General features: G+C 45.5%; 18 protein-coding genes, 2 tRNA genes and 3 pseudogenes. 3 read left to right on the forward strand and 20 right to left on the reverse strand.

The genetic code is table 11. From position 1 onward, the window contains the following. Positions 1 to 213: 213 nt before the first annotated feature. The 16 genes and pseudogenes from cgi121 to MsAg5_RS04060 all read right to left on the reverse strand — a co-directional run bounded on the left by cgi121 (position 214) and on the right by MsAg5_RS04060 (position 16,426). On the reverse strand, positions 214 to 741 hold the full coding sequence (gene cgi121 / locus MsAg5_RS03985; RefSeq protein ID WP_338099330.1) for a KEOPS complex subunit Cgi121: 528 nt from the start codon (positions 739 to 741) through the stop codon (positions 214 to 216). Positions 742 to 939: 198 nt separating this feature from the next. Next, positions 940 to 1,023: transfer RNA gene (locus MsAg5_RS03990), tRNA-Leu, on the reverse strand. Positions 1,024 to 1,266: 243 nt separating this feature from the next. Further along, positions 1,267 to 2,067 (reverse strand): DNA-directed RNA polymerase subunit D, encoded by an 801-nt coding sequence (locus tag MsAg5_RS03995; RefSeq protein ID WP_338099331.1) that lies wholly within the window; start codon positions 2,065 to 2,067, stop codon positions 1,267 to 1,269. A gap of 182 nt (positions 2,068 to 2,249) precedes the next feature. Then, complete coding sequence (locus MsAg5_RS04000) at positions 2,250 to 2,633, reverse strand: 30S ribosomal protein S11 (RefSeq protein ID WP_338099333.1); 384 nt, start codon at positions 2,631 to 2,633, stop codon at positions 2,250 to 2,252. Positions 2,634 to 2,850: 217 nt separating this feature from the next. Beyond that, positions 2,851 to 3,400: pseudogene (locus MsAg5_RS04005) on the reverse strand (30S ribosomal protein S4); the annotation flags it as partial. 11 nt (positions 3,401 to 3,411) lie between these two features. Then, positions 3,412 to 3,924, reverse strand: coding sequence for a 30S ribosomal protein S13 (locus MsAg5_RS04010; protein WP_338099335.1), 513 nt, complete (start codon positions 3,922 to 3,924; stop codon positions 3,412 to 3,414). Positions 3,925 to 4,197: 273 nt separating this feature from the next. Further along, positions 4,198 to 4,815 (reverse strand): methyltransferase family protein, encoded by a 618-nt coding sequence (locus MsAg5_RS04015; RefSeq protein WP_338099336.1) that lies wholly within the window; start codon positions 4,813 to 4,815, stop codon positions 4,198 to 4,200. A gap of 585 nt (positions 4,816 to 5,400) precedes the next feature. Next, positions 5,401 to 5,541 (reverse strand): hypothetical protein, encoded by a 141-nt coding sequence (locus MsAg5_RS04020; RefSeq protein WP_338099337.1) that lies wholly within the window; start codon positions 5,539 to 5,541, stop codon positions 5,401 to 5,403. A 1,168-nt stretch (positions 5,542 to 6,709) separates the two neighbouring features. Beyond that, positions 6,710 to 6,792, reverse strand: a tRNA-Ser gene (locus tag MsAg5_RS04025). 128 nt (positions 6,793 to 6,920) lie between these two features. Continuing rightward, entirely contained in the window at positions 6,921 to 7,946 is a 1,026-nt protein-coding gene (locus MsAg5_RS04030; RefSeq protein ID WP_338099338.1) for an RNA-guided pseudouridylation complex pseudouridine synthase subunit Cbf5, read from the reverse strand. Positions 7,947 to 8,105: 159 nt separating this feature from the next. Beyond that, positions 8,106 to 10,142, reverse strand: a complete 2,037-nt coding sequence (locus tag MsAg5_RS04035) for a hydantoinase/oxoprolinase N-terminal domain-containing protein (protein ID WP_338099339.1) — start codon at positions 10,140 to 10,142, stop codon at positions 8,106 to 8,108. Positions 10,143 to 10,448: 306 nt separating this feature from the next. After that, positions 10,449 to 11,102, reverse strand: coding sequence for a methyltransferase cognate corrinoid protein (locus tag MsAg5_RS04040; RefSeq protein WP_338099340.1), 654 nt, complete (start codon positions 11,100 to 11,102; stop codon positions 10,449 to 10,451). Between the two features lie 201 nt (positions 11,103 to 11,303). Next, positions 11,304 to 12,791: pseudogene (gene mttB, locus MsAg5_RS04045) on the reverse strand ([trimethylamine--corrinoid protein] Co-methyltransferase). A 319-nt stretch (positions 12,792 to 13,110) separates the two neighbouring features. Next, positions 13,111 to 14,517: pseudogene (mtbB, locus tag MsAg5_RS04050) on the reverse strand ([dimethylamine--corrinoid protein] Co-methyltransferase). 10 nt (positions 14,518 to 14,527) lie between these two features. Then, positions 14,528 to 15,166, reverse strand: a complete 639-nt coding sequence (locus tag MsAg5_RS04055; RefSeq protein WP_338099341.1) for a methyltransferase cognate corrinoid protein — start codon at positions 15,164 to 15,166, stop codon at positions 14,528 to 14,530. 648 nt (positions 15,167 to 15,814) lie between these two features. After that, positions 15,815 to 16,426, reverse strand: a complete 612-nt coding sequence (locus tag MsAg5_RS04060; protein ID WP_338099342.1) for a type 1 glutamine amidotransferase family protein — start codon at positions 16,424 to 16,426, stop codon at positions 15,815 to 15,817. Positions 16,427 to 16,622: 196 nt separating this feature from the next. Between MsAg5_RS04060 and MsAg5_RS04065 the strand changes: the two genes are divergently transcribed. Then, positions 16,623 to 16,979 carry a hypothetical protein gene (locus MsAg5_RS04065; protein WP_338099343.1) on the forward strand — a complete coding sequence of 119 codons (357 nt, stop codon included), beginning with the start codon at positions 16,623 to 16,625 and terminating at the stop codon, positions 16,977 to 16,979. Between the two features lie 116 nt (positions 16,980 to 17,095). Here MsAg5_RS04065 and MsAg5_RS04070 read toward each other — a convergent pair whose 3' ends face one another. From MsAg5_RS04070 to MsAg5_RS04080, 3 genes are all read right to left on the reverse strand, one after another. Continuing rightward, a complete protein-coding gene (locus MsAg5_RS04070) occupies positions 17,096 to 17,833 on the reverse strand; it encodes a DNA polymerase sliding clamp (RefSeq protein WP_338099344.1) in 738 nt (245 codons plus the stop codon). 278 nt (positions 17,834 to 18,111) lie between these two features. Then, entirely contained in the window at positions 18,112 to 18,369 is a 258-nt protein-coding gene (locus tag MsAg5_RS04075; protein WP_338099345.1) for a zinc ribbon domain-containing protein, read from the reverse strand. Positions 18,370 to 18,441: 72 nt separating this feature from the next. Next, entirely contained in the window at positions 18,442 to 18,753 is a 312-nt protein-coding gene (locus MsAg5_RS04080; protein WP_338099346.1) for a transcription factor S, read from the reverse strand. A 265-nt stretch (positions 18,754 to 19,018) separates the two neighbouring features. On the opposite strand from MsAg5_RS04080, the gene MsAg5_RS04085 reads away from it, so the two are divergent. Next, positions 19,019 to 20,038 (forward strand): isocitrate/isopropylmalate dehydrogenase family protein, encoded by a 1,020-nt coding sequence (locus MsAg5_RS04085; RefSeq protein ID WP_338099347.1) that lies wholly within the window; start codon positions 19,019 to 19,021, stop codon positions 20,036 to 20,038. 251 nt (positions 20,039 to 20,289) lie between these two features. Beyond that, positions 20,290 to 20,445: a hypothetical protein gene (locus MsAg5_RS04090; RefSeq protein WP_338099348.1), complete on the forward strand. Its 156-nt coding sequence runs from the start codon at positions 20,290 to 20,292 to the stop codon at positions 20,443 to 20,445. Positions 20,446 to 20,532: 87 nt separating this feature from the next. Here MsAg5_RS04090 and speB read toward each other — a convergent pair whose 3' ends face one another. Next, positions 20,533 to 21,417: an agmatinase gene (gene speB / locus MsAg5_RS04095; RefSeq protein ID WP_338099349.1), complete on the reverse strand. Its 885-nt coding sequence runs from the start codon at positions 21,415 to 21,417 to the stop codon at positions 20,533 to 20,535. Between the last annotated feature and the right edge of the window lie 20 nt (positions 21,418 to 21,437).

Genomic DNA, 21,437 nt, shown 5'->3' on the forward strand with positions numbered 1-21,437 from the left:
AATTATGTCATTAAGAAACAAAAATGAGGGAATTATATAAATGTTTTTAAAATGTTAAAATCGAAAAATTAAAATACAAAATAAAAACGGACTCTGAAGACCTAATTGATAGAAAGAAAATAAGATCGAAATAAAAGAAGAAAAAAATGAAAAAAGAAAAAGAGATGAAAAAAGAAAGAGAGATGAAAAAAGGAAAAGGGGGAGGAAAAAATATTATCTGGTCACGTCAACCAACGCAACGCGTTCCATCACCAAGTCTTTCAATTTGTCGTCGCCGCCCACGCCCAATTCTTCATTCGTAATACCAAATTGAGACATCAGATACGGCTTTTTTTCCTGCAAAGTTGTCGGCGTCGTCCGGCGGAGCTGGAATTCGTCAACAAACAGAGATTTGACCGGCTCAGGGTTCCTTAAATCGCCGAAAATCGCGAAAATACATTTGTTGTCGCCTGTGGCCAGACCCATCGAATAAGCTTTATCGATTTGGCGCTGCCCGGATGCAAACCGCATCATTTCAAGGCCCGGGTTTTTAGCCGCGTTGGTGTGGTTTGAAAAAGATTCTTTCGTCCGGTGAATGGCAAAAAGCAAATGGTCAATATCCGCCACTTTGCGCTCGTCAAAGCCCTGAATCGTCAAGGTGTGATCCTCACAATAAGAGCCCAGCGATTCCAAAAAAAACGGCAGATTTTTGATCGACATGCGGCCCAATACAAAACAAACATCATCTAAGTCGGGTTCCATATCCAGGAAGAATAAAGGGAATAGATAAATATCTTTCTAAAAAATAAAATCAAGATTGGTAAACTTAATCGAAAAGCTGAAAACGAAAACGTAAGCAGAGAGTAGAAAAGAAAAGATGTAAATGGAAAATAGATCAAGAAGAAACAAAAAAGGAGAAAAAAAAGCAGAGAATAAAATAATAGAAAAATAAAAAAATAGTGCGGGGGATGGGATTCGAACCCACGAACTCCTACGAGACTAGGCCCTCAACCTAGCGCCTTTGACCAGCTGGGCAACCCCCGCATTTCAATATTAAATGTGTTGAAAGACGTATTTGAAAAGTGTTTGATTTGTTGTTTGACCGCGCATTAATGCGGGCACAGTCTCTGAGAATACGGTTTATCGTATATAAAGATGTTGTTTAAAGCGGATTTTGTATCTCTTTTTGAATAAAAATGAAAGACAAAAGAATCAAAAATTTCAAATTTATTAAATTTTGAAAGATTGAAATTCAATTGCCGTTGTCATTTAAATTCGATTGAAAACTTACAAATCCTGCAAGATGCCCAAGAACTCTTCCGCACGGCCTTTGATGACGTCGGCGGATTTGAGAATGAGCTCGGACGCTGAATAAGAACCGTCGGACTCCATTGTGAAAACGAACGATGTTTCATCGAATGTAATTTTCAACGCGGAAGGGTCGTCTAAGTCGCTGACGCGCTTTTGGAAACCGCATTCTTTGCAGGTCAAAAGATCTTCGTCGGAAACACGTGCTTCGCCGTCGACCAAATAAACGATGCCGTTCGTCTCAAAGTTTTGATTGCCGCAAGCTTTGCAGGCTTCACCCGTGATAATCGGATTGTTTTTGTAACCGCAAGCGATTCCTGCCTGCCAGCGAACGTGGTCGCGTCCGTATCCGACGTGCGCAACGGCTTCAAGCATAATGCGCTGTCCTTCTTTTAAGTCGACGATCGGAACTTTTTCGTCCGCCGGACGAACTTTCGGATCGGCCGAGATGAAATCGCCGGAATAAACCGTTTTCGGACCTTCGACGTCCAAACGAAGCGTCACTTCGCAATACTGGCAGCCCTCGCCGCCGCATGTACATTCCGACTGCGGAACGTATTCGGAATCAGAGTCGGTCGAAAGCGGCACAAGCGCTAAGCGAAGACCGAGCTGCTCGTCATAAAGGACGGAAGTGTTGTCGTTTAAAATTAAATATTCGATTGCCAGCGTCGGGACGTCCGCAATCATCGCGCGCCGGATCCCGTTGGCAAAAGCCGCGTTGGTTCCCGACAGGACAAATTTGGCGGAATCTTTAGACAACTCGAGAATATCAATGTCCATTTAACTCACCTTGATTTTTAATGAATGAAAAAAGCGATTTCGGATTTGGAATACAACACCGATGCAATAAAAAATGAAAAAGAAGATTTGAAAACGAATGAAACATTGATTTCATTTTAGAAAACATGAAACCGTTTGTTGGATTCGTTTCAAATTTTTTGTTTCAGATTTAAACCGGCCTCTTAAATGCGGTGTTTGCCGCCTTTGGGTCTGGTACCGTCGTGGGGAATCGGGGTCACGTCTTCAATCCGGCCGATGCGGATGCCTGCACGTGCGAACGCACGGATGGTGGCTTGGGCGCCCGGTCCCGGATTTCTTTGTTTGTTGCCGCCCGGCGCTCTCACTTTAATGTGAATGCCGGTGATTCCTTTGTCTTTTAATTGTTCAGCCAGCTGGTTGGCCATCTGCATGGCCGTGTACGGAGAACTTTCGTCTCTGGCTGCTTTCACAACCATACCACCGGAGGATTTCGCGATGGTTTCGGCACCGGTCAAATCAGTGACGGTGATGATGGTGTTGTTGAACGAGGATTTGATGTGAGCGACTGCCCATTTCATTTCAGACATAATTAGTTCCTCCTGTTGCCGCTTGCGCCGCCTTTTGCCGGACCGCGCGCAGCGCCGGCACCACCGGTTGCACCGGCCGGAGCGTTACCGCGGGGGGGACCGCGTGGCGGACGTCCGCCCGGACCGCCTCTTTTACGGTCGCCGCCTTTCTTTCCGTCGTTTTGCGCCCGTGCTTTGCGGCTGTTTTCGGCAGCCGTTCTGAGGGTAACGCCGTCAACGATGGACGAAGCGATTTGGACCGGTCTTTCGGGGTGGGTTTCTGTCGTCAGCGGGGATTCGCCGTAGTAGGTGATGTTCATTTCATCTTCTTTGGAGATGAGCATACTCGGAATGGTTGCTCTTCTGCCGTTGATGGCAATGTGACCGTGGGTGATGAATTGGCGGGACTGGAGAACGGTTCTCGCAAGACCGAGTCTCAAAACTTGCGTTTGGAGGCGGCGTTCAAGAATGTTTTCCGGTTTGAGACCCAAAATATCATCGATTTCGGAGTCGGGTTTTAAAATACCGTACCGAATGAGTCTGCCGAGGATTTGGTCGGCTTCTGTTTTGGCCGGACCTTTTAATTCGCCTTCGGAAGCAGCCAAAAGTGCCAACAGGCCCATCGCGTCGGATCTGTATTTTCTGAGCAAACTTTCCGCTTTCCAGACTTCTCTTTTGTTACGAAGGCCGTATGCTTTAATCAGTTCAACTTCTCCGGCCATTCTGGCTTCCTGCCAGGGGTGGTTCGGAGTTTCATAAGTCTTGTGTTTCTTACCTGGATATACCATTTAACTCACGCTCACTTCTTCTTTCTAACACCGACAATCGAACCGCGTCTGCCTGTGGATTTTGTTCTCTGACCTCTGACTTTGAGTCCTCTTTCGTGCCGGAGACCTCTGTAAGCGCGCACTTTCTTCAATGTGTTGATATCTTCTTTGAAGGTCAAATCGATATCAATACCGAGAAGGTGTTTGTTTTCGCCGGTTGTTAAATCTCTTTGGCGGTTTAACATCCAGGTCGGCGCGGATTTTTCGATGCCCTGAAGCGCAACGTCGATTTTGGCGACGTCCTCGTCGGAAAGGTAGCCGATGATGGCGGTGGGGTCGATTCCTGCGTCTTTAGCGATAATTTTGGAGATGCGAAGGCCGATGCCGTCAATACCCGTTAAAGCGTATTGGACTTGCTGCGCGCCTTTCAAGTCGGTATTCATCACACGAACAAGATGCCTAATCTCGTCTTCCGGCGCTTCTTCTACGACCGGCGGACGGTTACTTGTCTTTTTTTCAAGATTCTCTTCTGATTTCTTAGCCATATGTTTTCCTCCATGGAAAAACGCATCTTGTAGCCCACACCTGCAAATAACGACAAACAGGTTGAGCAGCCCGTTAAAAAATAAAAGGCTTCAATAAATGCTCGAAACCCAAGGTATTCATCTTATATAACCTTTTCAGGTCTGAAAAAAGAGACACTATAATATAAGAAAAAAAGGAGAAGAAAAGAAGAAGAAAATGTGCCGGTTTTTGACAGCCGGCGCCGGTGCGCGCGTTGTGCGGCATTTTTCTTTCGAATGTCAAAATCCGGATCATTACTTTCTGAAAAAATATTGTTTCAAGTTTTGAATCGGCTTTTTTTCGCCGATCGGAATCAAACCGGGAACACGGCTCTTGTAGTCGGCATATTCGTCCCCGAACGCTTTTTCAAGCTCAGGTTCTTCAAAGTATTTATGATAGAAATAAGCCGGAACCGATGTGATAACAACCGTCAGCAAAAAGATTTCAAGGGACCCGGAAATCAGAAAGGCGATGCCGGCATAATAAATCAAATTTCCGATCACCAGCGGATTTCGGGACAGGCTGTACGGACCGGTCGTCACCAGTTTTTGGGGCGGAGCGTTAACGGCAGCGGACCCGGACCCGTAAATCCAAAGCTCGCGCATACACAAAGCCATCAAAAGAAGGCCGTAAAGAGCAGCCAAAATTGAAAAAATCATCATAAACCGGAACGAGCCGTCCGAAAGAGAAACGGACGTTCCCGGAAAAATAATATTTCCAATCATCAGCAAAATAACGGGTACGATGAAAAGATAAAAAACGGATTCAAAAGCACAGCTGCCGGCTTTGGCCCATCCGGTCATTTTTTGACGGTGCTTTTGGGACAAAAACAAAATAACACGTTCGTGAAAACCGGAAAATAATTGTTTCATCAATCCACCCCCAATAATATCATTTTAAACTGTATGCACAAATAATATATTTTATTTTATATAAATATAATTCTAAAACTTTTTTTAATAAAAAGAAAAGAATAGAAATAAAAAAGAACATGATCTTAAAAAGACCCAAAAAAGAGCAAAAACAGGAGAAAATTCACAAAAAGAGAACAGTAAACTAAAAACCGGGAGATAAGAAATAAAAGAGATATAAAAATTAAAACAAGGACATAAAGATCAAGATCAAAAGCAAGACCAAAAGCAAAATCAAAAGCAAAAACAAGATCAAAAGCAGAACAATGAAACAAAGAAGAAAGACACAGCTCAAAGAAATAACAAAGATTTACAAAATAAGAAACGAAGATATGAGAAATGAAAATATAAGAAACGAAGAACCGGAACGGTTAAAAAAATGAAATAATAAACCACAATTTTGAATTTTCGTTTTGAAACGTTTTTAGAGGGATTTTCTCAAAAGCTTTGTTGGGCCTTGAAAAAATCAACGGAACACACTACACAAGCTGAAACCTTTACAGACATCAGCTTCGGGACAAACACGGGGGTTTTGGAAATTGACACTTATGCCGCATAACTTCTGGACATGTCCTTCATCATACAGATTGTAAGAGCGTCAGCATCGTCGATGCGATCTAACGAACCCTTATGAATCATATAATGAATGACAGAGTTTTGAAGACGGGACAGATCTATATCATTCATAATTCCTAAATGATAAATCATGCATATATACTTTCTCATGACATTTTCGGCATGCAGTGACATGGCACGTGTTAACCAATGACATGGATTTAAAAAATATAATCGTGCGAAACGTGTCAAAAAAATCAGTTTTTTAGACATTTTTGAAAAAATATAATAATTAATGAATAATTAAAACCTCATCAAAAATAAGAAGAGATAGGCATTATTATATATCAAATAATTTAACAAAAGTAATAGAATAATCTTGACATTGGCAAAATATTTTTTAGAAGATAGGATTATCATAAGTTTGGAAATGACTTGGAGAATTATAAAGTAAATTTTTTTGGAAGTTTAACGGAAATGAAGAGAAAAATGAAAAAAACTGATTTTTCGGAAAATAAAAATTAAATTTCGAGGAGTCAGGGCAAAAACGAAAAAACAATTACAAGAGAAATAATAAAAATAAATAAAATCGAAAATGAATAGAGAGAGAATGAGTTATGAAATTTAATAAATAAACCGGGAAAAATAGGAACCAAAAACAGAAAAATCAAATGAAAATCAAAAAATCAAATTAAAATCAAAAAATCAAATTAAAATCAAAAAAACAGGCCGTCTTTTTTACAGATTCTCAGAATACACAAATCACAAATAAGAGATGCAGTTCATCATTTTTAGATTGCAGATTGCACCTCAGTTCACTATTTTTAAATTTCAGATTGCACCTACAGTTCACTATTTTTAAATTTCAGATTGCACCTCAGTTCACTATTTTTAGATTGCAGATTGCACCTCAGTTCACTATTTTTAAATTTCAGATTGCACCTACAGTTTACTATTTTCAAATTTCAGATTGCACCTGCAGTTGACTGTTTTTAGATTGCAGATTGCACCTGCTGTTTCCAGCAATACAGTTGATTTTTTGTCCGGTTTGCCGTGTCCAATTGCACCTTCCCGTTCTGCAGGATCCGATTAAACAGACGCAACGCGTCTGTTTAATCGGACCGGCTTGCTCAATTCAAAATTAAAAATGAGACCCTGAGTTTGAAATCCAAATGAAAACGTGTCGCCATAACGCGCGCGCATGCCGCTCGCCAAAAAACAAACAAAAAACCAAAGAAAACAAACAAAACGAAGAAATAAAGAAAAAACAAAACGAAAGAGAAAAACAAAAAAATAAAAGCGCCGAGAGGGAGACTTGAACTCCCGAGGGGCTACGCCCCACAAGCTTTCCAGGCTTGCGCCCTACCACTAGACTACCTCGGCATGAAGCAGGAGTTATAAAATAGATTTATTGTATATATTCTTTATTCTCAAAAGAGCGGTTTATTGGATTAACCAAGCCTTTTTTCAAGACCCGGCTGAATCAAAATCATCCGCAAAAATTCAGCAAATCAAGATTGAGTTGCCGAATCCTTGTGTTTCCAGTAAGACGGATACGTGCCCTTCTCCATAAGAACCGCTTTCGGCCTGGCGACAAAACCATTCGCCGCCTTCTGAATATCATCATGAGACATCAGCGCGACCGACAAGGAAATGATTTCTCCCTTTTGAGAAAAAATGGCAGCCATTTCTCCTTTTTGAAGGCTTGTCTCATAGCTGACAATACCGGCGCGCGCCAAAAAGGCGCCCGAGCAAAGCGCGTCGACCGCCGTATCGCGAACGACGATTTTCGGCAGATGCGAAAAAGCCGTCTCCATCGGCAAAATGATCCGCCGGAGTTCCGACTCGTCGCCGGATTCTTTCCAATCCGTATAAGCGTCCTTCAGTTCCCAAAGCGACACCCATTCGTCATCCGTAAACGGCCCGGCCTTAGAACGAATCAGTTCCTGCATGTGCGCGCCGACGCCCAGCGCCATGCCGGCGTCATGGCATAATTTCCGGATATAAGTGCCGGCCTCGCAGCCGACTTTCATCAAAACAAGCGTGTCCGAGATTTCAAGCGGCTCAATGTAATAGATTTGGCGGACCCGGACGGCACGCTTAACGGCCGAGCGGACGGGCGGCATTTGATAAACCCCGCCGACAAAATCAGCCAGCACCGCTTCGATTCTTTTCTTCGGAACCGCACGGTGAAGTTTCATAAGGCAAATGTATTCTTTTCCGGACAAACGAAGCGCTGCAACCGCGCGCGTCGCTTTTCCGATCATGACCGGCTGCGTTCCCGTGACGACCGGATCCAGCGATCCGGAATGTCCCGCAACGTCCGCTTCCAAAATGTCGCGGACAAACGCCGCCACCTCGTGGCTGGTCGGCCCGGACGGCTTGTTGATGACAACAACGCCCTTTTCAATATATTCCCGAATCGGACGGTCCTTCGGACAAACGCCGTGCTTGCCGGGCGCCGCCTCTGTTAAGTAAACCGTTTCTCCTTTATCGGAAAAAAAATAATCGTTTCTGAAAAGTTCCTTTCTTGCCATTTGAACAGAAAGAGGAGAATCAAAATTAAAAAGATAGCGATGAAAAAGGAGGTTTGATAATAATATCTGTAAAATCGACCCACCCTTTTACCTATTTAAAAAAAACGTCGCCGTAACGCGCGCGCACGACCCTCGCACACACGCGCCCGGCAACCCAAATTAAAGCGAATTCTTGGCGAATCCTTCAAAAATAAACGTCGTCTGAACCGGAACCGATCCTTTGCTGATGAAAACGTCTTCTTCGCGGGACGTTAAGTCAACCCGCTCCAGCGGAATATTTTCCGACCGCATGTAATCTTCAATCATCGCGCGTCCGGTTTCCCGGGCAAAAGCGACGGCGTCGTCGCGGTATTCAAATGCGCGCCGGCCGCCCGGATAATGAACCAAAACGCCTTTGCTTCGAAGATCGTATTTGGATTCCGTTTGAATGACCCGAACCGAAATTTCCACACGCTTGGACACTTTTCCGACAAGCGAACCGACCGCGTTGCCGACGTCAAAGAATTCCGGCGTTAAAAACTCAGCATCGAGGAGTTCATTGAGTTCGGGAACAAAAGCCTGAACAGGCCCCCCGATCATGACAACCGGAACGCTGACTTTGAATTTCGCATACGGTTTTTTGAAAGACAAAAATGACCGGATAAAGCTGCGGGAATCCGAGAGCGGTTTTCCGGCCGGCAACTCGCCCGACGGATCCGAAAGACCCTTTTCCGTCAGGAAATAAACGATTTCAAGCGCCATTTTTTGAGCGAACTGTTTTTTGACTTGCCGGCAAAATTCCACCGAATCCATCTCCAAAAACGAGGACAAGATCCGGGCGCCGATGGCAGACGCCTCCGCATTAAATTCCGTGTAGTCGCCCAAAACGTGCAAAACGTCCGTCGGGGTAAAACCGATCATGTAAACCGCTTTCTTTTGAACCAGCGACGACAGAATTTCCGACGGCAGATAATTGATGCCCCACAAAATATCATGAAGCGACGTCGGACGGTCGCCGATTTTGTCATAGATCTTTTGTTCGTCCGGCGTCAGCGCGACGTCGGCGCCGCTTCGAATGAAAAAGCGGATCGGTTGAACATACTCATTGAACCGGAATTTATCGAAAAAGATACGGTCGCCTAAAACGGATAAAATTTCCGGATAAAGCGCTGCGGCCCGGCACAGCGGAATAATACGGCGCGGACCCAGTTTTATTTTTTCCAAACTGAGATCGGAAACCGATGGAGAATGCAGCCAAACCTGACTGTCGCCGCCCAATGCCGACGTTTCCATCCGGATCGCCCGCACCTTTGTCTTCCAGCCGCCAACCGTCGCCCCGGATTCCGAAATATCCGGAAAACCGTCTTCCATCATGGAAATATCCGTGCTGGTGCCGCCGACGTCGATCATGAGGCACGTGTCGCGTTTGGACAAAAACGACGCGCCGAGAAGGCTGGCCGTCGGTCCTGAAAAAATAGATTCAACCGGCTTTTCCATCGCTTCGGAAATCCCGACGACGGCGCCGTTGCATTTTAAAATCTTAATATCGGCAGAGATTTTGCGCCGCTTCATTTCGGAAATGACCGCTTCGGCAAAACGGCGCGTCACCGGAAGCAGCATCGCGTTCAAATAAGCCGTGACGCCGCGCTCGTAAGCGCCCAGCGACTGCGCGAGTTCATGTCCGCAGACCACCGGATGGGAAACGCCGTCCGAAAGCGTCAATTTCGTAATCAGTTCCTTAGCGGCCAGCTCATGCGCCGGATTACGAATGCTGAAATAAGAAGAAACCGCAAAAGCCGACACTTTGTCTTTGACGGCAAGCACGAATTTTTCAATGGCGGCCGTGTCCAAAGGCGCCGATTCGTCGCCGTTGCCGTCATGCCCGCCATTGACGATAATATAATGTTCAATTTTGGAAGACGTCGAATCCGAGTCGTCCGTCTTCAAATACTTTTCATCGCCGATGAGAATCAAAGCGGCCGTATCGCCCGTATTTTCAAGAACGGTATTGGTTGAAAGCGTTGTTGACACCGCAATGGACGAAACGGCATTGAGATAGTCCGGCGATAAAGAATCCAAAACTTTCGAAATGCCGCCGATCGGATTCGGATAGGTTGTCAGCGATTTTTGAGATTCCAAAACAGTTTGATTTTCCACATCAACAATAACGGCGTCCGTATACGTGCCGCCGGTATCAATTCCTAAACAATATGTCATAAAACCCCTCGACTCAATATGAAATCGGAAATAAAAATAACGTGAACGCAGGAAATGAAATTAAATGTAAAAATAAATACAAAATAAAATAATTAAAATCAATAAAATTAATCAAAATAATCATAAAATCAATAAATTAATCAATAAAATAATTAAAATAATCATAAATTAATCAAAATAATTATAAATTAATCAAAATAATTATAAATTAATCAAAATACATAAAGAAAAAACAAACGATAGGAGAAAAACGATAAGGGAAGTATGACTTCCCTTATCGGACGGAAGGTAAAAAACAGACAGTATTTAAACGCCTGCAGCGGCCTTCACTTTTGCGACGGCGTCAGATGCGCTTTCGCCGTAGATGTTGGCGCCGATCTTGTTGGCCCAGTCTTGGGTGCACGGTGCACCGCCGATCATGGTTTTCACGCCTGCGCGAACGCCTGCTTCTTTGAGTTGTTCTTCGATTTGGATTTGGTTGACCATGGTGGTGGTCATCAAAGCGGAGGAAGCGACAACAACCGGCTTGTGTTCTTTCACGCTGGCAACGAATTGAGCGATCGGGACGTCACGGCCGAGGTCGATCACGTCAAAGCCGGCAATGCCGAGCATGGACGAAACGATGTCTTTGCCGATGGAGTGGATGTCGCCTTCGATGGTGCCGATAACGACTTTTCCCTTGCTTTGGGTTTGGGCTTTGACTTTTTCCATTTCCGGTTTTAAGACTTTGATACCGGCGTTCATGGCTTCAGAAGCTGCCAAAACGTGGGGGAGGAAAAGTTTGCCTTGTTCGAATTGTTTTCCGACTTCGTTCATGGCGGCAGTGTAACCGTTTTCAATCATTTCAACCGGGTTGACACCGGCTTTGATTGCTTCTTGTGCTGCTTCTTCTGCCATTTCACTGTCGAATTCCATGATGGATTCTCTTGCTTTTGCAATAATTTCGTCTTTGTTTGCCATATTTAAAACCTCTTTAGATATAATCCGTTATTGATTAATGATGATTTTGAACATTTCAAGATTTAAATGAAATGAATGAAATGTCAAAGATTCGGCTGCCAAAGATTTGAATGTCAAAAATTTGACTGTTAAATCCCATCCATTTAAATTTTCAATTCCATTCAAATTGAAATGAAAAAATAAAAGATCTGAATATCAGAATCAGATCTTGAATTCTTTGTCAGCTTTGTCGACAAGCGCCTTCATGGAAGCGTAGATGTCTTTGTCGATCGCCGGAACTTCGTGGTTCTTCATGACGTCAACGTAAACATCGTGCGCGCGGGTGGCGATGTCTTTGGATCCGGCGGAAGCCCAGTCGCCGAACATCATTCTGTCAATGAGTTTCGGGGAGGACGGGAGGTCCACAAGTTCTCTGGTCTTTTTAAGGGCCAAGAAGTTGTTGCCGATGCCGACTTTCTTGATTTGGTCGACGCCGAGGGTCTCTTCAGAAACCGGGATGCCTTCCATGGCTTTTTTGACCATTTGGATGATGTCGTTGTCGATGATGAGTTGTTCCATGGAGAACGTCATACCGAGTTCGAGCATACCGGCACCGTAGATGGTGTTGGCGCCGCCGAGGGCCGCCATCATGGTGGTGATGGTTTTCTCGTGGCCGGCTTGTCCGTCCGGAACTTTGGCGTCGGTCTATGCACCAGCGACGAAGGCGGGGAGGCCGTAGAATTTAGCGAGTTTGGACACACCGGCGCTGATCAAACCGAGTTCCGGAGATCCGACAGGTGCTGTTCCTTTCTTCAAGTCGAAGGTGGTGGTGGAGCTGCCGTAGAAAACAGGTGCTCCCGGGTTGGCGATTTGTGCCAAGACGATACCGGCGAGAACTTCGGCGTTGTGGGTCACAAGGGTTCCGGCAAGGTAAACCGGAGCGGAACCGCCGGACATGGCCATACTGAGAACGTTGACCGGCATGTTGTAGCGGGCGCCCTTCATGATGACTTGACAGGCGTTGCTGCTGAGTTCGAGCGGGCTGGTCGGGCAGACCAACATGGACATGATCGGCTTCTTGCGGGCTTCTTCTTCGTTGCCGCCGTAGTAAGCTTTAATGATTTCCCAGTATTTTTCGACGTTTTCGCCGACCGGGTCAATGTCGTGGTAGTGTTTCTCGGTGGAGGTGAGCGGGGTGAAGACTTCGTGAACGTCTTGCGCACCCTTTCCGGCCCAGTCTCTGGCGGACACCGGCAAGGAGAAGTAGTCAATGTTTTCGGCCCAGTCGCAAAGCTTGGCAATGTTGGCAATGTCTTGCTCGACGGAGTCAACGGTTTCGTATTTTCCCGGGGAGACGTAGTTGCACATTTTGACACCGGTACCGAAACAGGTCCAGTGAACTTTGCCGCCGCATTCTTGGACGGTGTTGTATTTTTTGTTTCTGGCCCAAAGGGTGAACCGGGACGGAGCGGTTTGGAGTGCTCTTCTGACAACGAATTCCGGAATCTTGACGACTTTGGTGGCTTCGTCAACGATACAGCCGGCTTCTTTGAAAGCAGCTCTGGCGTTCACATCGGAAACCTGGATACCCGGGTCGCTCAAAACGTCCATGGTCGCTTCATGAATGGCTTTTAATTCATCCGGTGTGAAGAGTTCAAACTCGACACCGTTGAGTGCTTTGGTTGCAGCAAATGCATTGCATTTTGACATCGTTTAAAACCTCTTTATTTAAATAAAAATAAATAACTTTTTTTATGGAATTGAAATCTCGTTTTTATTGCGGCTCCCGATTTTGGACCGATTCGAACGTGAAACGCCGAATGAATACCGGATCAAGAACCTTTTTTTAAATTTTCGTTTTTGGAGCGCTGAAAGATTAAACAAAAGAATCAACTTCAGGATACAAAAGAATCGCAAAAGAATCAACTTAAGAATAAACCGGCGCAGAAGTCAAATTTGGGCCGCCCCAAACGAATTTGAGGCGGTCGTCCAAACATGATTTTTAGTTTGTATTCGATTTTAGATCGAATTACTTCTTGAGTTGGTTTCTGAAGAAGTCGCAGCTGTTGATCTTGATGTCAAGAGCTTTTTCGATGTTCATCTTGGCAGCGGTTCCCTTCGGGGTGCCCGGCATAGAGGTGATAACACCGATTCCGAGTTCTTCACGAACGTCTCTCATGGCGTATTCGTCGGAAAGGTCGTACGGGTCGACACCGACTTTCTTGGCAACGTATTCCTTGGCTTCCTTGATCTTCATCTTCTTGGAGAATTCCATGCGGGCAACCAAGTCGCCGCCGGCGCGCATACCGGTCATACCGGAGGCCATGATGTGGGCGATCGGCATACCGAGCGGGTCACCGACACCGATCTATATACCGTCAACGCCGGCCATTTCGACCATTGCTTTGCTGGCGCGGGTGACCGCGTCAATCGGCGGGGTTTCGAGCATCGGGATACCGCCGACACCCATTCCCATGTCGACGTGGACCGGGATTTTGGAAGCTTTGGCGGCTGCTTTGATGAAGGTGATCGAGCGGGCAAGGTTCCACGGGAAGGTTCTGCTGGTGTTGGTGTTCACGACAGGTCCAAAGACGCTGGCGCCTGCTTTCTCAACGACCGGAGCCTGTTGCTGGGGCCAGAGGCCGGCAAGGGCGTGTCCTTCGAATTCGAGCATGCCGTGCATACCGATGATGCTTTCTCCGGCCATACCGACTTCGATGTACATGTCCGGGAATTGTTGGCGGAGTGCTTTCACAGCGGTTAATGTACCGAATGCGTCACCGTCGCCGGCTGCTGCAGTTGTGTCCAAGTTGACACCGTCTGCGCCGCTGGCCCAGAGTTTTTGCATGATCCAGACAATGTCGCGGGAAAGGTGTTCCGCGGAGTGTTCAATGGAGGCAAAGGCTTCTTCGAGTTTGAAGGCTTTCATCAAGTCTCCCGGGTTTTCGAACGGTCCGTCCGGGGTGTAGTAGAGACCCATATTCGGCATCGCACCGTAGAAGAGCGGGATGGTGGTCAAGTTTTGACACATTTCCATGGTTTGACATTCTTGGGAAACGATCGGCTTAACCGGCTTGTAGCTGTAGTCGATGTGGCCGAGTTCCATGGTGTCGGCACCAAAGGCGCGTTCGTGGGTCAAGATACCGACCAGTCTGCTGGACGGAATACCGACGCCGCTGTTGCCCTGGTCGCCGTCGAGACGGATGGTGCTGATGTCGTGTGTGACCGGAACTTCCATACCGTATTCAACACTGACAGCCTTTCCGGGCATCGTGATAATTTCGATTAATTTTTCAACTTCGTTGGCGGACAGGTCCGGAACTTCTCCGTAGTCAACCGCATTTCCGGCACCGGCAAGGACGTCTTCTTTGATTTTGTCTTTGGTCATGAAGACTCTGCTGCCGTCACCCATTCTTAATGCATATTCTGTTGCCATTTAAATCACCTTAGAGTAAGAGTCTTTTTGCTTCGGAAACGGCTTCGCTGGCGTTTTCGGCATAGCAGTCTGCGCCGATCTTTTTGGCCCATGCGGTTGTTGCCGGTGCGCCACCGACCATGACTTTAACTTTGTCTCTCATGCCGTTGGCTTTGAGGAGTTCGATAACGTCTTTTTGGCCGTTTAAGGTGGTTGTCATCAGAGCGGACAAGCCGACCATGTCAGCGTTGTATTCTTTGATTGCGTCAATGAATTTTTGGAGCGGAACGTCGCGGCCGAGGTCGTGGACTTCAAAGCCGGAGGATTGGAGCATGGTGGACACGATGGATTTACCGATGTCGTGAACGTCTCCTTCGACGGTTCCGTTGATAATGACTTTCTTCACAGCGACTGCGCCGCCGGCGCCGCCGATGTTGAGGGAGTCAACAGCTGCTTGCATAGCCGTTGCGGCCATCATGACGTGCGGAAGGAATAATTTTCCACGTTCGAATTGGTCGCCGACTGCGGTCATACCTGCGGAAAGACCTTCGATGATTTCTTCGCCCGGCATGCCGGCTGCTTTCGCTTTGTCAACTGCGGCCATAATGGTGTCTTTTTTACAGGAAACCATGGCGTCAGACAAGTCTTTTAAAATTTGTTGTTTGTCCATTTATTTACCTCCGTAAATATTCTAGTTTTTGGATGAATGATCCCACTTTTGATCCTCGGATAAACTCAATAATATCAATGATTTATCGCGCAATTGTCAGGATTATTCATTTGAACGAAATGGAGCGGTTTTTTAGACACGAAAAACAACTTCGCATCCCCCCTTGTACAATAAAAAACCCCCTGGAAAATACTTGTACGGGCAGTCATAAGGTATGAAAAATATATAGCATAACCGTTTTTTACTTTCGTCTTTGATAAAAATAAATCACAAACTGATAACTTTCTGAATAGGTTGCAAGATTGTAATTGACATAATGTTTTAGAGCCGGACAAGATATTCAACGCAAGATGTAAATCAGCGGACACAGAAAAGGCCTAAAACCAAATGAAATGATATTTTTTAAAAAATCATAAAATGAAACGTCAAAAATAATTGAAAAAAATTAAAATTAAAACAAATTGACTTGATTTTTCCGGAAATTTCACGGAATAATCGGAGAATTAAACAAATAATATTCAAAGGATTCCGAAAGATTTAAGAAATATATAATAAATGATCGGGATAATTTATCATTTTTTAAGTCAAATTATAAAAAGAAAGGAAAGAAAAGAAGATAAAAAAATGACAAATACCGATGTCAAAAATTTAAAGATTCATTTTTTTCAAAAAATCAATGTAGCCGAGTTTGAAAAATTGATAGTTTTCTTCAATGTCGTCCGGCGAATAAGCCTTCAGCGCCAGAAGCGTTTCGCGAGCGAATTCCAAATATCCGGTCCCGTTTGCCGTGACCAGATGGCCGTCGCGCACCGCCGGTTCATTTAAATAATGATCGCCGCCTGTGTAATTTTCCTGCGCGGCGGCAGTCAAATCGCCAAGCATGTTGGAGGTATGCTTTTTATCATTCAGCAGCCCGTTCATGCCGAGAAAAACAGTTGCGTCGCAAATGGCGCCCACCACTTTTCCATCTTCATAGGCTTTGACAACGGAAGGTGCGACTTTTTTCGCGTCCGGCGTCCGCCAGGAATTGCCGCCGACCAGAATGAGTCCGGCGTAATCCGACGGCATTTCATCAATTCCATAATCGGGGAGCGTTGTAAAATTACCGATGGATTTGACGGGATCACGGTTCAGAGAGACGGTTTTGACGTCATAAGGCGACGTTTTGCCTTTGAACCCGCCTTGCAGCGCCGTTGCCAAAAATGAATATTCCCAATCCGCGTATTGGTCCAAAATCACAAAAAGAACTTTTTCCTTCATTTCTTAAAACCTCGTGTTATGCATTATTTCTTTTTCATTTGAATTTGTTGCTGCTCAAGAAATGTGTTGTGTCAAACAGAAATTATTTGATTCAAATTGTTGATTCAAATTTATGTTCAAATTATTAATTCAATTTATTTGGTTCAATATATATACAAATAAACTCTTACTGGTTTTTGTGAAACCCATCGAATCCATGAAGATCAAAGTCGCCTTATTCGTTATCGGTATGGCTGTTTTGCAATTTTTAGCGTATTATTTTTCGGAATTACGCCCCATTTACGCACTGGTCGGCGGTTTAGTCAGTACTTTTTTTGTCAGTACGATCGTGTCGACGCTCATCGGCACTTATGTGGAGAGGGCAACCGGTAATATTTATAAAAATAAATATTACGTTATCAACTTCTTCCGCTGGCATATTTCCATTTCCGCGTTCATGGTGCTGACATTTATGGCAACGGTGGTTTCCGTCACGGTGATTTATTATTTCTCAGATGTTGATTCTTATCTCTTGGACGTCTATAACTACCTGAATCAATCGGATTTGCTTTGACCGGTGCCGGACGCGCGCGTAATACAGCGGGTTTAAAGATAGAAAAGTAAAACAAAAGGCTGTTTTTTAAAAAAGGAAAAAAGAGAATGAAATGAATTTCATTCTTTTTAATTTAATTAGTCGGATTCGATTCTCGGCGCCAACAAGAATGTTACGTGGCAGACGGCCGGCGCAATATCGAATTGGATCAAAATCGGGAAGTCGCAGCCGATGGAAAGCGCCACTTCATTGGCTTTTCCGGCGGGTTTGATGATGTCAAGCAAGTAGTCCAGCGAGAACAAGGAGTTTGCTTCGCCCGATTTGAGATCGATCAATTGGTTGGAGTCCATTTCCAGGCGCACTTGGTCGGTATCGCCCTTGGCTTCCATGAAAAAGATATTTCCGGAAACGCCGAGCGTCATGTGGTCGCTGATTTTTTCGGCGGCTTTGACGGCGCGTTTGAGGTCCTGGCCGTTTAAAACGACGCGGGCCGGAAGATCCAATTGCGGAACGCGCGGCTCGGAGCGGATGGTGGACGGGTCAAGCAAAGAAAGCGTGTACGAAAGACCGCCAAAGTTGAGGTGAAGTTTCTGAGCGGCGGTTTCAAGCTCCATGTCGACGAGCGTCTTCTTTTCGACGATGCCCAAAATGTCGTTGAGTTTCACCAAGTCGAGACCGATTTCGGTTTCGTCGGCGCTGAAGCTTTCAAAAGCGGACGCCTTTAAATCAAAAATAACCATGGCGACGTTGGCCGCGTCAACGGCTTTCACGGAAAGGCCGGCCGGTGAAATTTTTAAGCGGACCTCGTCAACGATGACGGAGAGCGCGGCAATCGAATCCCGAAGGAGATCAATATCGATAGAAGCTTTGAACATATGAATCACTCTTTTTCAAAATTAAAGATAATCATGAAAGGACAATTTAAAATAAAATGATTTTCGTGAAAATTTCTCATGATATAAAAGAGTTCAGATATATAATATTTGATATTCTGAATAAATGGAAAAGTTTAAATGGGGAATTAAAAACCGATGTTTTAAAAATAAAAGGATGAAGAGAAGAAAATCAGAAAAACGGAGATGGTTTTTACCGACGTCTCAAAAATGTGCCGCCATAACGCGCGCGTTGCCGGCGGAAAAAATAAAAGCCGGCATTATTGCCAGCGTTTCAACATCGGGAAAAATTGCTGCATCATTTTGCGGGCGTCTTCTTCCGACATGCCGGCGTTGGCTTCCATATGCGGGGCGCACATGTCAATCATTTCTTGCATGGAAACGTCGGCGGTAAACTGTCCGTTTTCATAACAGTATTGGCAGTAATCTTTGCTTTTGCCGCCGTTTTTTTCAGTGCCGTACAGTTCGTCCGTTTCGCCCATCGGCATGCCGCAGCTTTGACAATATTTTTCTTCCATGAAATAAACCTCCGTTTTTGAATAATTTAATTAAATCATGGAATGATGGACGTCATTCTATTTATTATTTTTTTAGTCGTATTCCCGCCAGGTGTAGGCGCATTTGGTGCATTTGAAGAAGCGGGTTTCGGATTCGTCGGCGGACCGGAGCTGGCGCAGCCACCAGTAGGCGGTTCTGTTTTTGCATTCCGGGCACATGACGTCCGTTGTCGGCAAACCTTCCTCGATGTCGCCTTCCAAAACAACGACTTCGCGTTCCTTGATTTCGGATTTGAACGAGGTGCTGGAACCCTGTTCCATTTCGGACGTGCAGCCGCACTTTTTACACTTGTACTCGCCGTTGGCGGGGAACATCATACTCTTACATTTCGGACAAAATTGCATAATAGATCACTCTGATCAAAATTGGAAAAATAATAACATACAAATTGAGATGAAAATCAGTTCGGATAAAATGAATGAATGCTAAGAATGTCATTTCAGCATTTAACCGTTTCTATTAAAATGAAAATAAATGAAGAATTCACACAGGAGATGCCAAACAATGAATTTATTAATGAATAGGGTTTTTTCCATCCCGTTGATTTCAATCCCATCAGATTTTAAAAATCAAGCCAAATATTAAAAATCAATATCAGGTGAAAAGAAAATGACGAAAACTGTGGCCGTTATCCGTGGAGACGGCGTTGGTCCCGAACTTGTGGACGCGATGATGAAAGTCTTGAAAGCGGCCGGTACGAAAGCTGAATTTAAAATGTGCGACGCCGGCGAAACCTGGTGGAAAGCCAACGGCGGCAACTCGCTCGTCCCGCCCGAAACCTGGGACATTTTAAAATCAACGGACGCCTGTTTCAAAGGCCCGACCACAACGCCCGGCGGTATCGGCTCTCCGAGAAGCGTCGCCGTGTCCATCCGCAAAGCGTTTGACCTTTACGCCAACGTCCGCCCGATCAAATCCGTCGACGGCGCCATCGGTCCGCTCGGAAAAGTTGAGCACGTCTGCGTCCGGGAAGGAACGGAAGGCCTTTACATCGGCGAGGAAGTCGAACTGTCCGACGACATGGTCATCGCCATCCGGAAAATCACCAAGAGCGCGTCCCGCAAAATTGCGGTTTACGCCTTTGAAGAAGCCCGCCGCCGCGGTTACAAAGCGGTCGTGCCGATTCACAAGAGCAACATCCTGAAAAAGACATGCGGCACATTCCTCGCGGTCGTCGAAGACGTCGCCAAGGATTATCCCGACATCGAAGTTTGGGAATACCACATCGACAACGTCGCGATGCAGCTCATTAAAAACCCGCAATCCTTCGACAAAACCGTTCTCTTGTCCACGAACTTGTTCATGGACGTTATCAGCGAAGAATGTTCGGCTTTGGTCGGCAGCATCGGCATGATTTATTCCGCCAACATCGGCGACAACTACGCCATGTTTGAGCCGGCGCACGGTTCCGCGCCGAAATACACCGGCATGGACAAAGTCAATCCCTACGCCACCATTTTGGCCGGCGCCTGGATGCTCGATTATTTGGGCGAAAAGGAACAATCCCAAAAGATCTTCGCGGCTGCCGAAAAAGCAATTGCGGAAGGTTATGTGACGTATGACTTGGGCGGCGACAAAAAGCTCAGCGAAGTCGCGGACAAAATTATTGAAATTATGAAAAAGAACTAACCGTTCTTTTTTATTTCATTTTTAATTTTTGTTTTTTGTTGCGGCGCCGGCGCGCGCGTTATGGCGCGAATTTTTCAAAGAATTCAGCAAAAACGGCTGATTAATTTTTAAAAAATAATTTTAATAAAAAGAAACCGTATAAATATATGATTAAATTTATATATAATTCGGAACTATTTTAATCCGTTTAAAGTATTTCAAACAAAGTCTCAAAAAGACGTTGTTTTAAAAAATTAAAAAGGAATGATAAAATGAAGAAACTTCTTAAGATTGCGATTTTAGTCTTAGCCGGCGTTGCCGCCTTTGCGATGTTGAAACACCACATGGACGGCGGATGCTGCTGCGGAATGTGCAAAAGCAAACCCGAAAAGGTCGGCAAAAAGAGCAAGAAAGCAAAAGCCGAGTAATCAATCATTGAAAAAAAGAAAGCAAGACGTTTGTCTTGCTTTTTTTATCGAATTTTTAACTTTGTGAAATAATTAACAGATTCCCATTTAGCACTTCTTATTTTTGGACGCTTCCCGGGCGAAAATGAATTCGCGCATCAGTTTGGCGGCGATGTTGGCCGACATACCGTTGTCGTATTCGGGCGCGATTTCCATGACGTCAAAACCAACGGTGTAGGGCGCGATTTGGCGCAGCGCTTCGCGGACTTCGCGGTCGGTCATGCCGAACGGCTCCGGTGTGCCGAGTCCCGGACAGAAAGACGGATCGAGCGCGTCCATGTCCAAGGACAAATAGATGTGGGTGCTGTCCAAATATTCAAGCGTTTCCTTGATCACGTTTTGGATGCCCATTTCAAAAACATCGTCGGCAGAGAAATATTTGATGCCGGCGTCGCGCGCGTATTCCCATTCTTCTTGGGGACCGCTGCGGATGCCGATGGAAACGTATTTTTGGGTGATGTCGTCGATGATGTGGCGGGACACGCAAGCGTGGTTGTTTTTAAGGCCCCGGAATTCGGCGCGGAGGTCAAAATGCGCGTCGAGAACAACGACTGCAAAATCATCTTTGTCGTCGCAGGCTTCATAACAGGCTTTGACGGGCGCGTACGTCATCGTGTGTTCGCCGCCGAGCATAATCGGGAATTTGCCGTCGTCCACAATTCTTTTCGCGTCTTCGTAAACCCATTCGAGTGTTTCGTCGGCATTGACGGACACTTCGGAATTTCCGGCATCGTGGACGAGAATATCGGTCATGTTGATGTTGTATTTCGGGCTGTAGGTTTCGAAGTTGAACGCCATTTTCCGGATGGTGTCCGGCGCCCAGCGGCTGCCGGTTCGGAAAGAGGACGTGTTGTCAAACGGCACGCCGAAAATAACGTATTCAGCGTCGTCGTATTCATAAATGGCGTCGTACATAGTGGGTGGGAGAATCATTTTAATTCCTCAAATAAAAC

It is taken from the genome of Methanolapillus africanus (assembly GCF_032714475.1).
Classification (GTDB): Archaea; Halobacteriota; Methanosarcinia; order Methanosarcinales; family Methanosarcinaceae; genus Methanolapillus; species Methanolapillus africanus.

Coding starts and splice junctions, on each gene's coding strand:
- MsAg5_RS04010 (WP_338099335.1), bottom strand. CDS start 3,924: ATGGCTAAGAAATCAGAAGAGAATCTTGAAAAAAAGACAAGTAACCGT.
- MsAg5_RS04090 (WP_338099348.1), top strand. CDS start 20,290: ATGAAGAAACTTCTTAAGATTGCGATTTTAGTCTTAGCCGGCGTTGCC.
- MsAg5_RS04055 (WP_338099341.1), bottom strand. CDS start 15,166: ATGGACAAACAACAAATTTTAAAAGACTTGTCTGACGCCATGGTTTCC.
- speB (WP_338099349.1), bottom strand. CDS start 21,417: ATGATTCTCCCACCCACTATGTACGACGCCATTTATGAATACGACGAC.
- MsAg5_RS04030 (WP_338099338.1), bottom strand. CDS start 7,946: ATGGCAAGAAAGGAACTTTTCAGAAACGATTATTTTTTTTCCGATAAA.
- MsAg5_RS04070 (WP_338099344.1), bottom strand. CDS start 17,833: ATGTTCAAAGCTTCTATCGATATTGATCTCCTTCGGGATTCGATTGCC.
- MsAg5_RS04065 (WP_338099343.1), top strand. CDS start 16,623: ATGAAGATCAAAGTCGCCTTATTCGTTATCGGTATGGCTGTTTTGCAA.
- MsAg5_RS04040 (WP_338099340.1), bottom strand. CDS start 11,102: ATGGCAAACAAAGACGAAATTATTGCAAAAGCAAGAGAATCCATCATG.
- MsAg5_RS04085 (WP_338099347.1), top strand. CDS start 19,019: ATGACGAAAACTGTGGCCGTTATCCGTGGAGACGGCGTTGGTCCCGAA.
- MsAg5_RS04020 (WP_338099337.1), bottom strand. CDS start 5,541: ATGAATGATATAGATCTGTCCCGTCTTCAAAACTCTGTCATTCATTAT.
- MsAg5_RS04035 (WP_338099339.1), bottom strand. CDS start 10,142: ATGACATATTGTTTAGGAATTGATACCGGCGGCACGTATACGGACGCC.
- MsAg5_RS04080 (WP_338099346.1), bottom strand. CDS start 18,753: ATGCAATTTTGTCCGAAATGTAAGAGTATGATGTTCCCCGCCAACGGC.
- MsAg5_RS04000 (WP_338099333.1), bottom strand. CDS start 2,633: ATGTCTGAAATGAAATGGGCAGTCGCTCACATCAAATCCTCGTTCAAC.
- MsAg5_RS04060 (WP_338099342.1), bottom strand. CDS start 16,426: ATGAAGGAAAAAGTTCTTTTTGTGATTTTGGACCAATACGCGGATTGG.
- MsAg5_RS04075 (WP_338099345.1), bottom strand. CDS start 18,369: ATGGAAGAAAAATATTGTCAAAGCTGCGGCATGCCGATGGGCGAAACG.
- MsAg5_RS03995 (WP_338099331.1), bottom strand. CDS start 2,067: ATGGACATTGATATTCTCGAGTTGTCTAAAGATTCCGCCAAATTTGTC.
- MsAg5_RS04015 (WP_338099336.1), bottom strand. CDS start 4,815: ATGAAACAATTATTTTCCGGTTTTCACGAACGTGTTATTTTGTTTTTG.
- cgi121 (WP_338099330.1), bottom strand. CDS start 741: ATGGAACCCGACTTAGATGATGTTTGTTTTGTATTGGGCCGCATGTCG.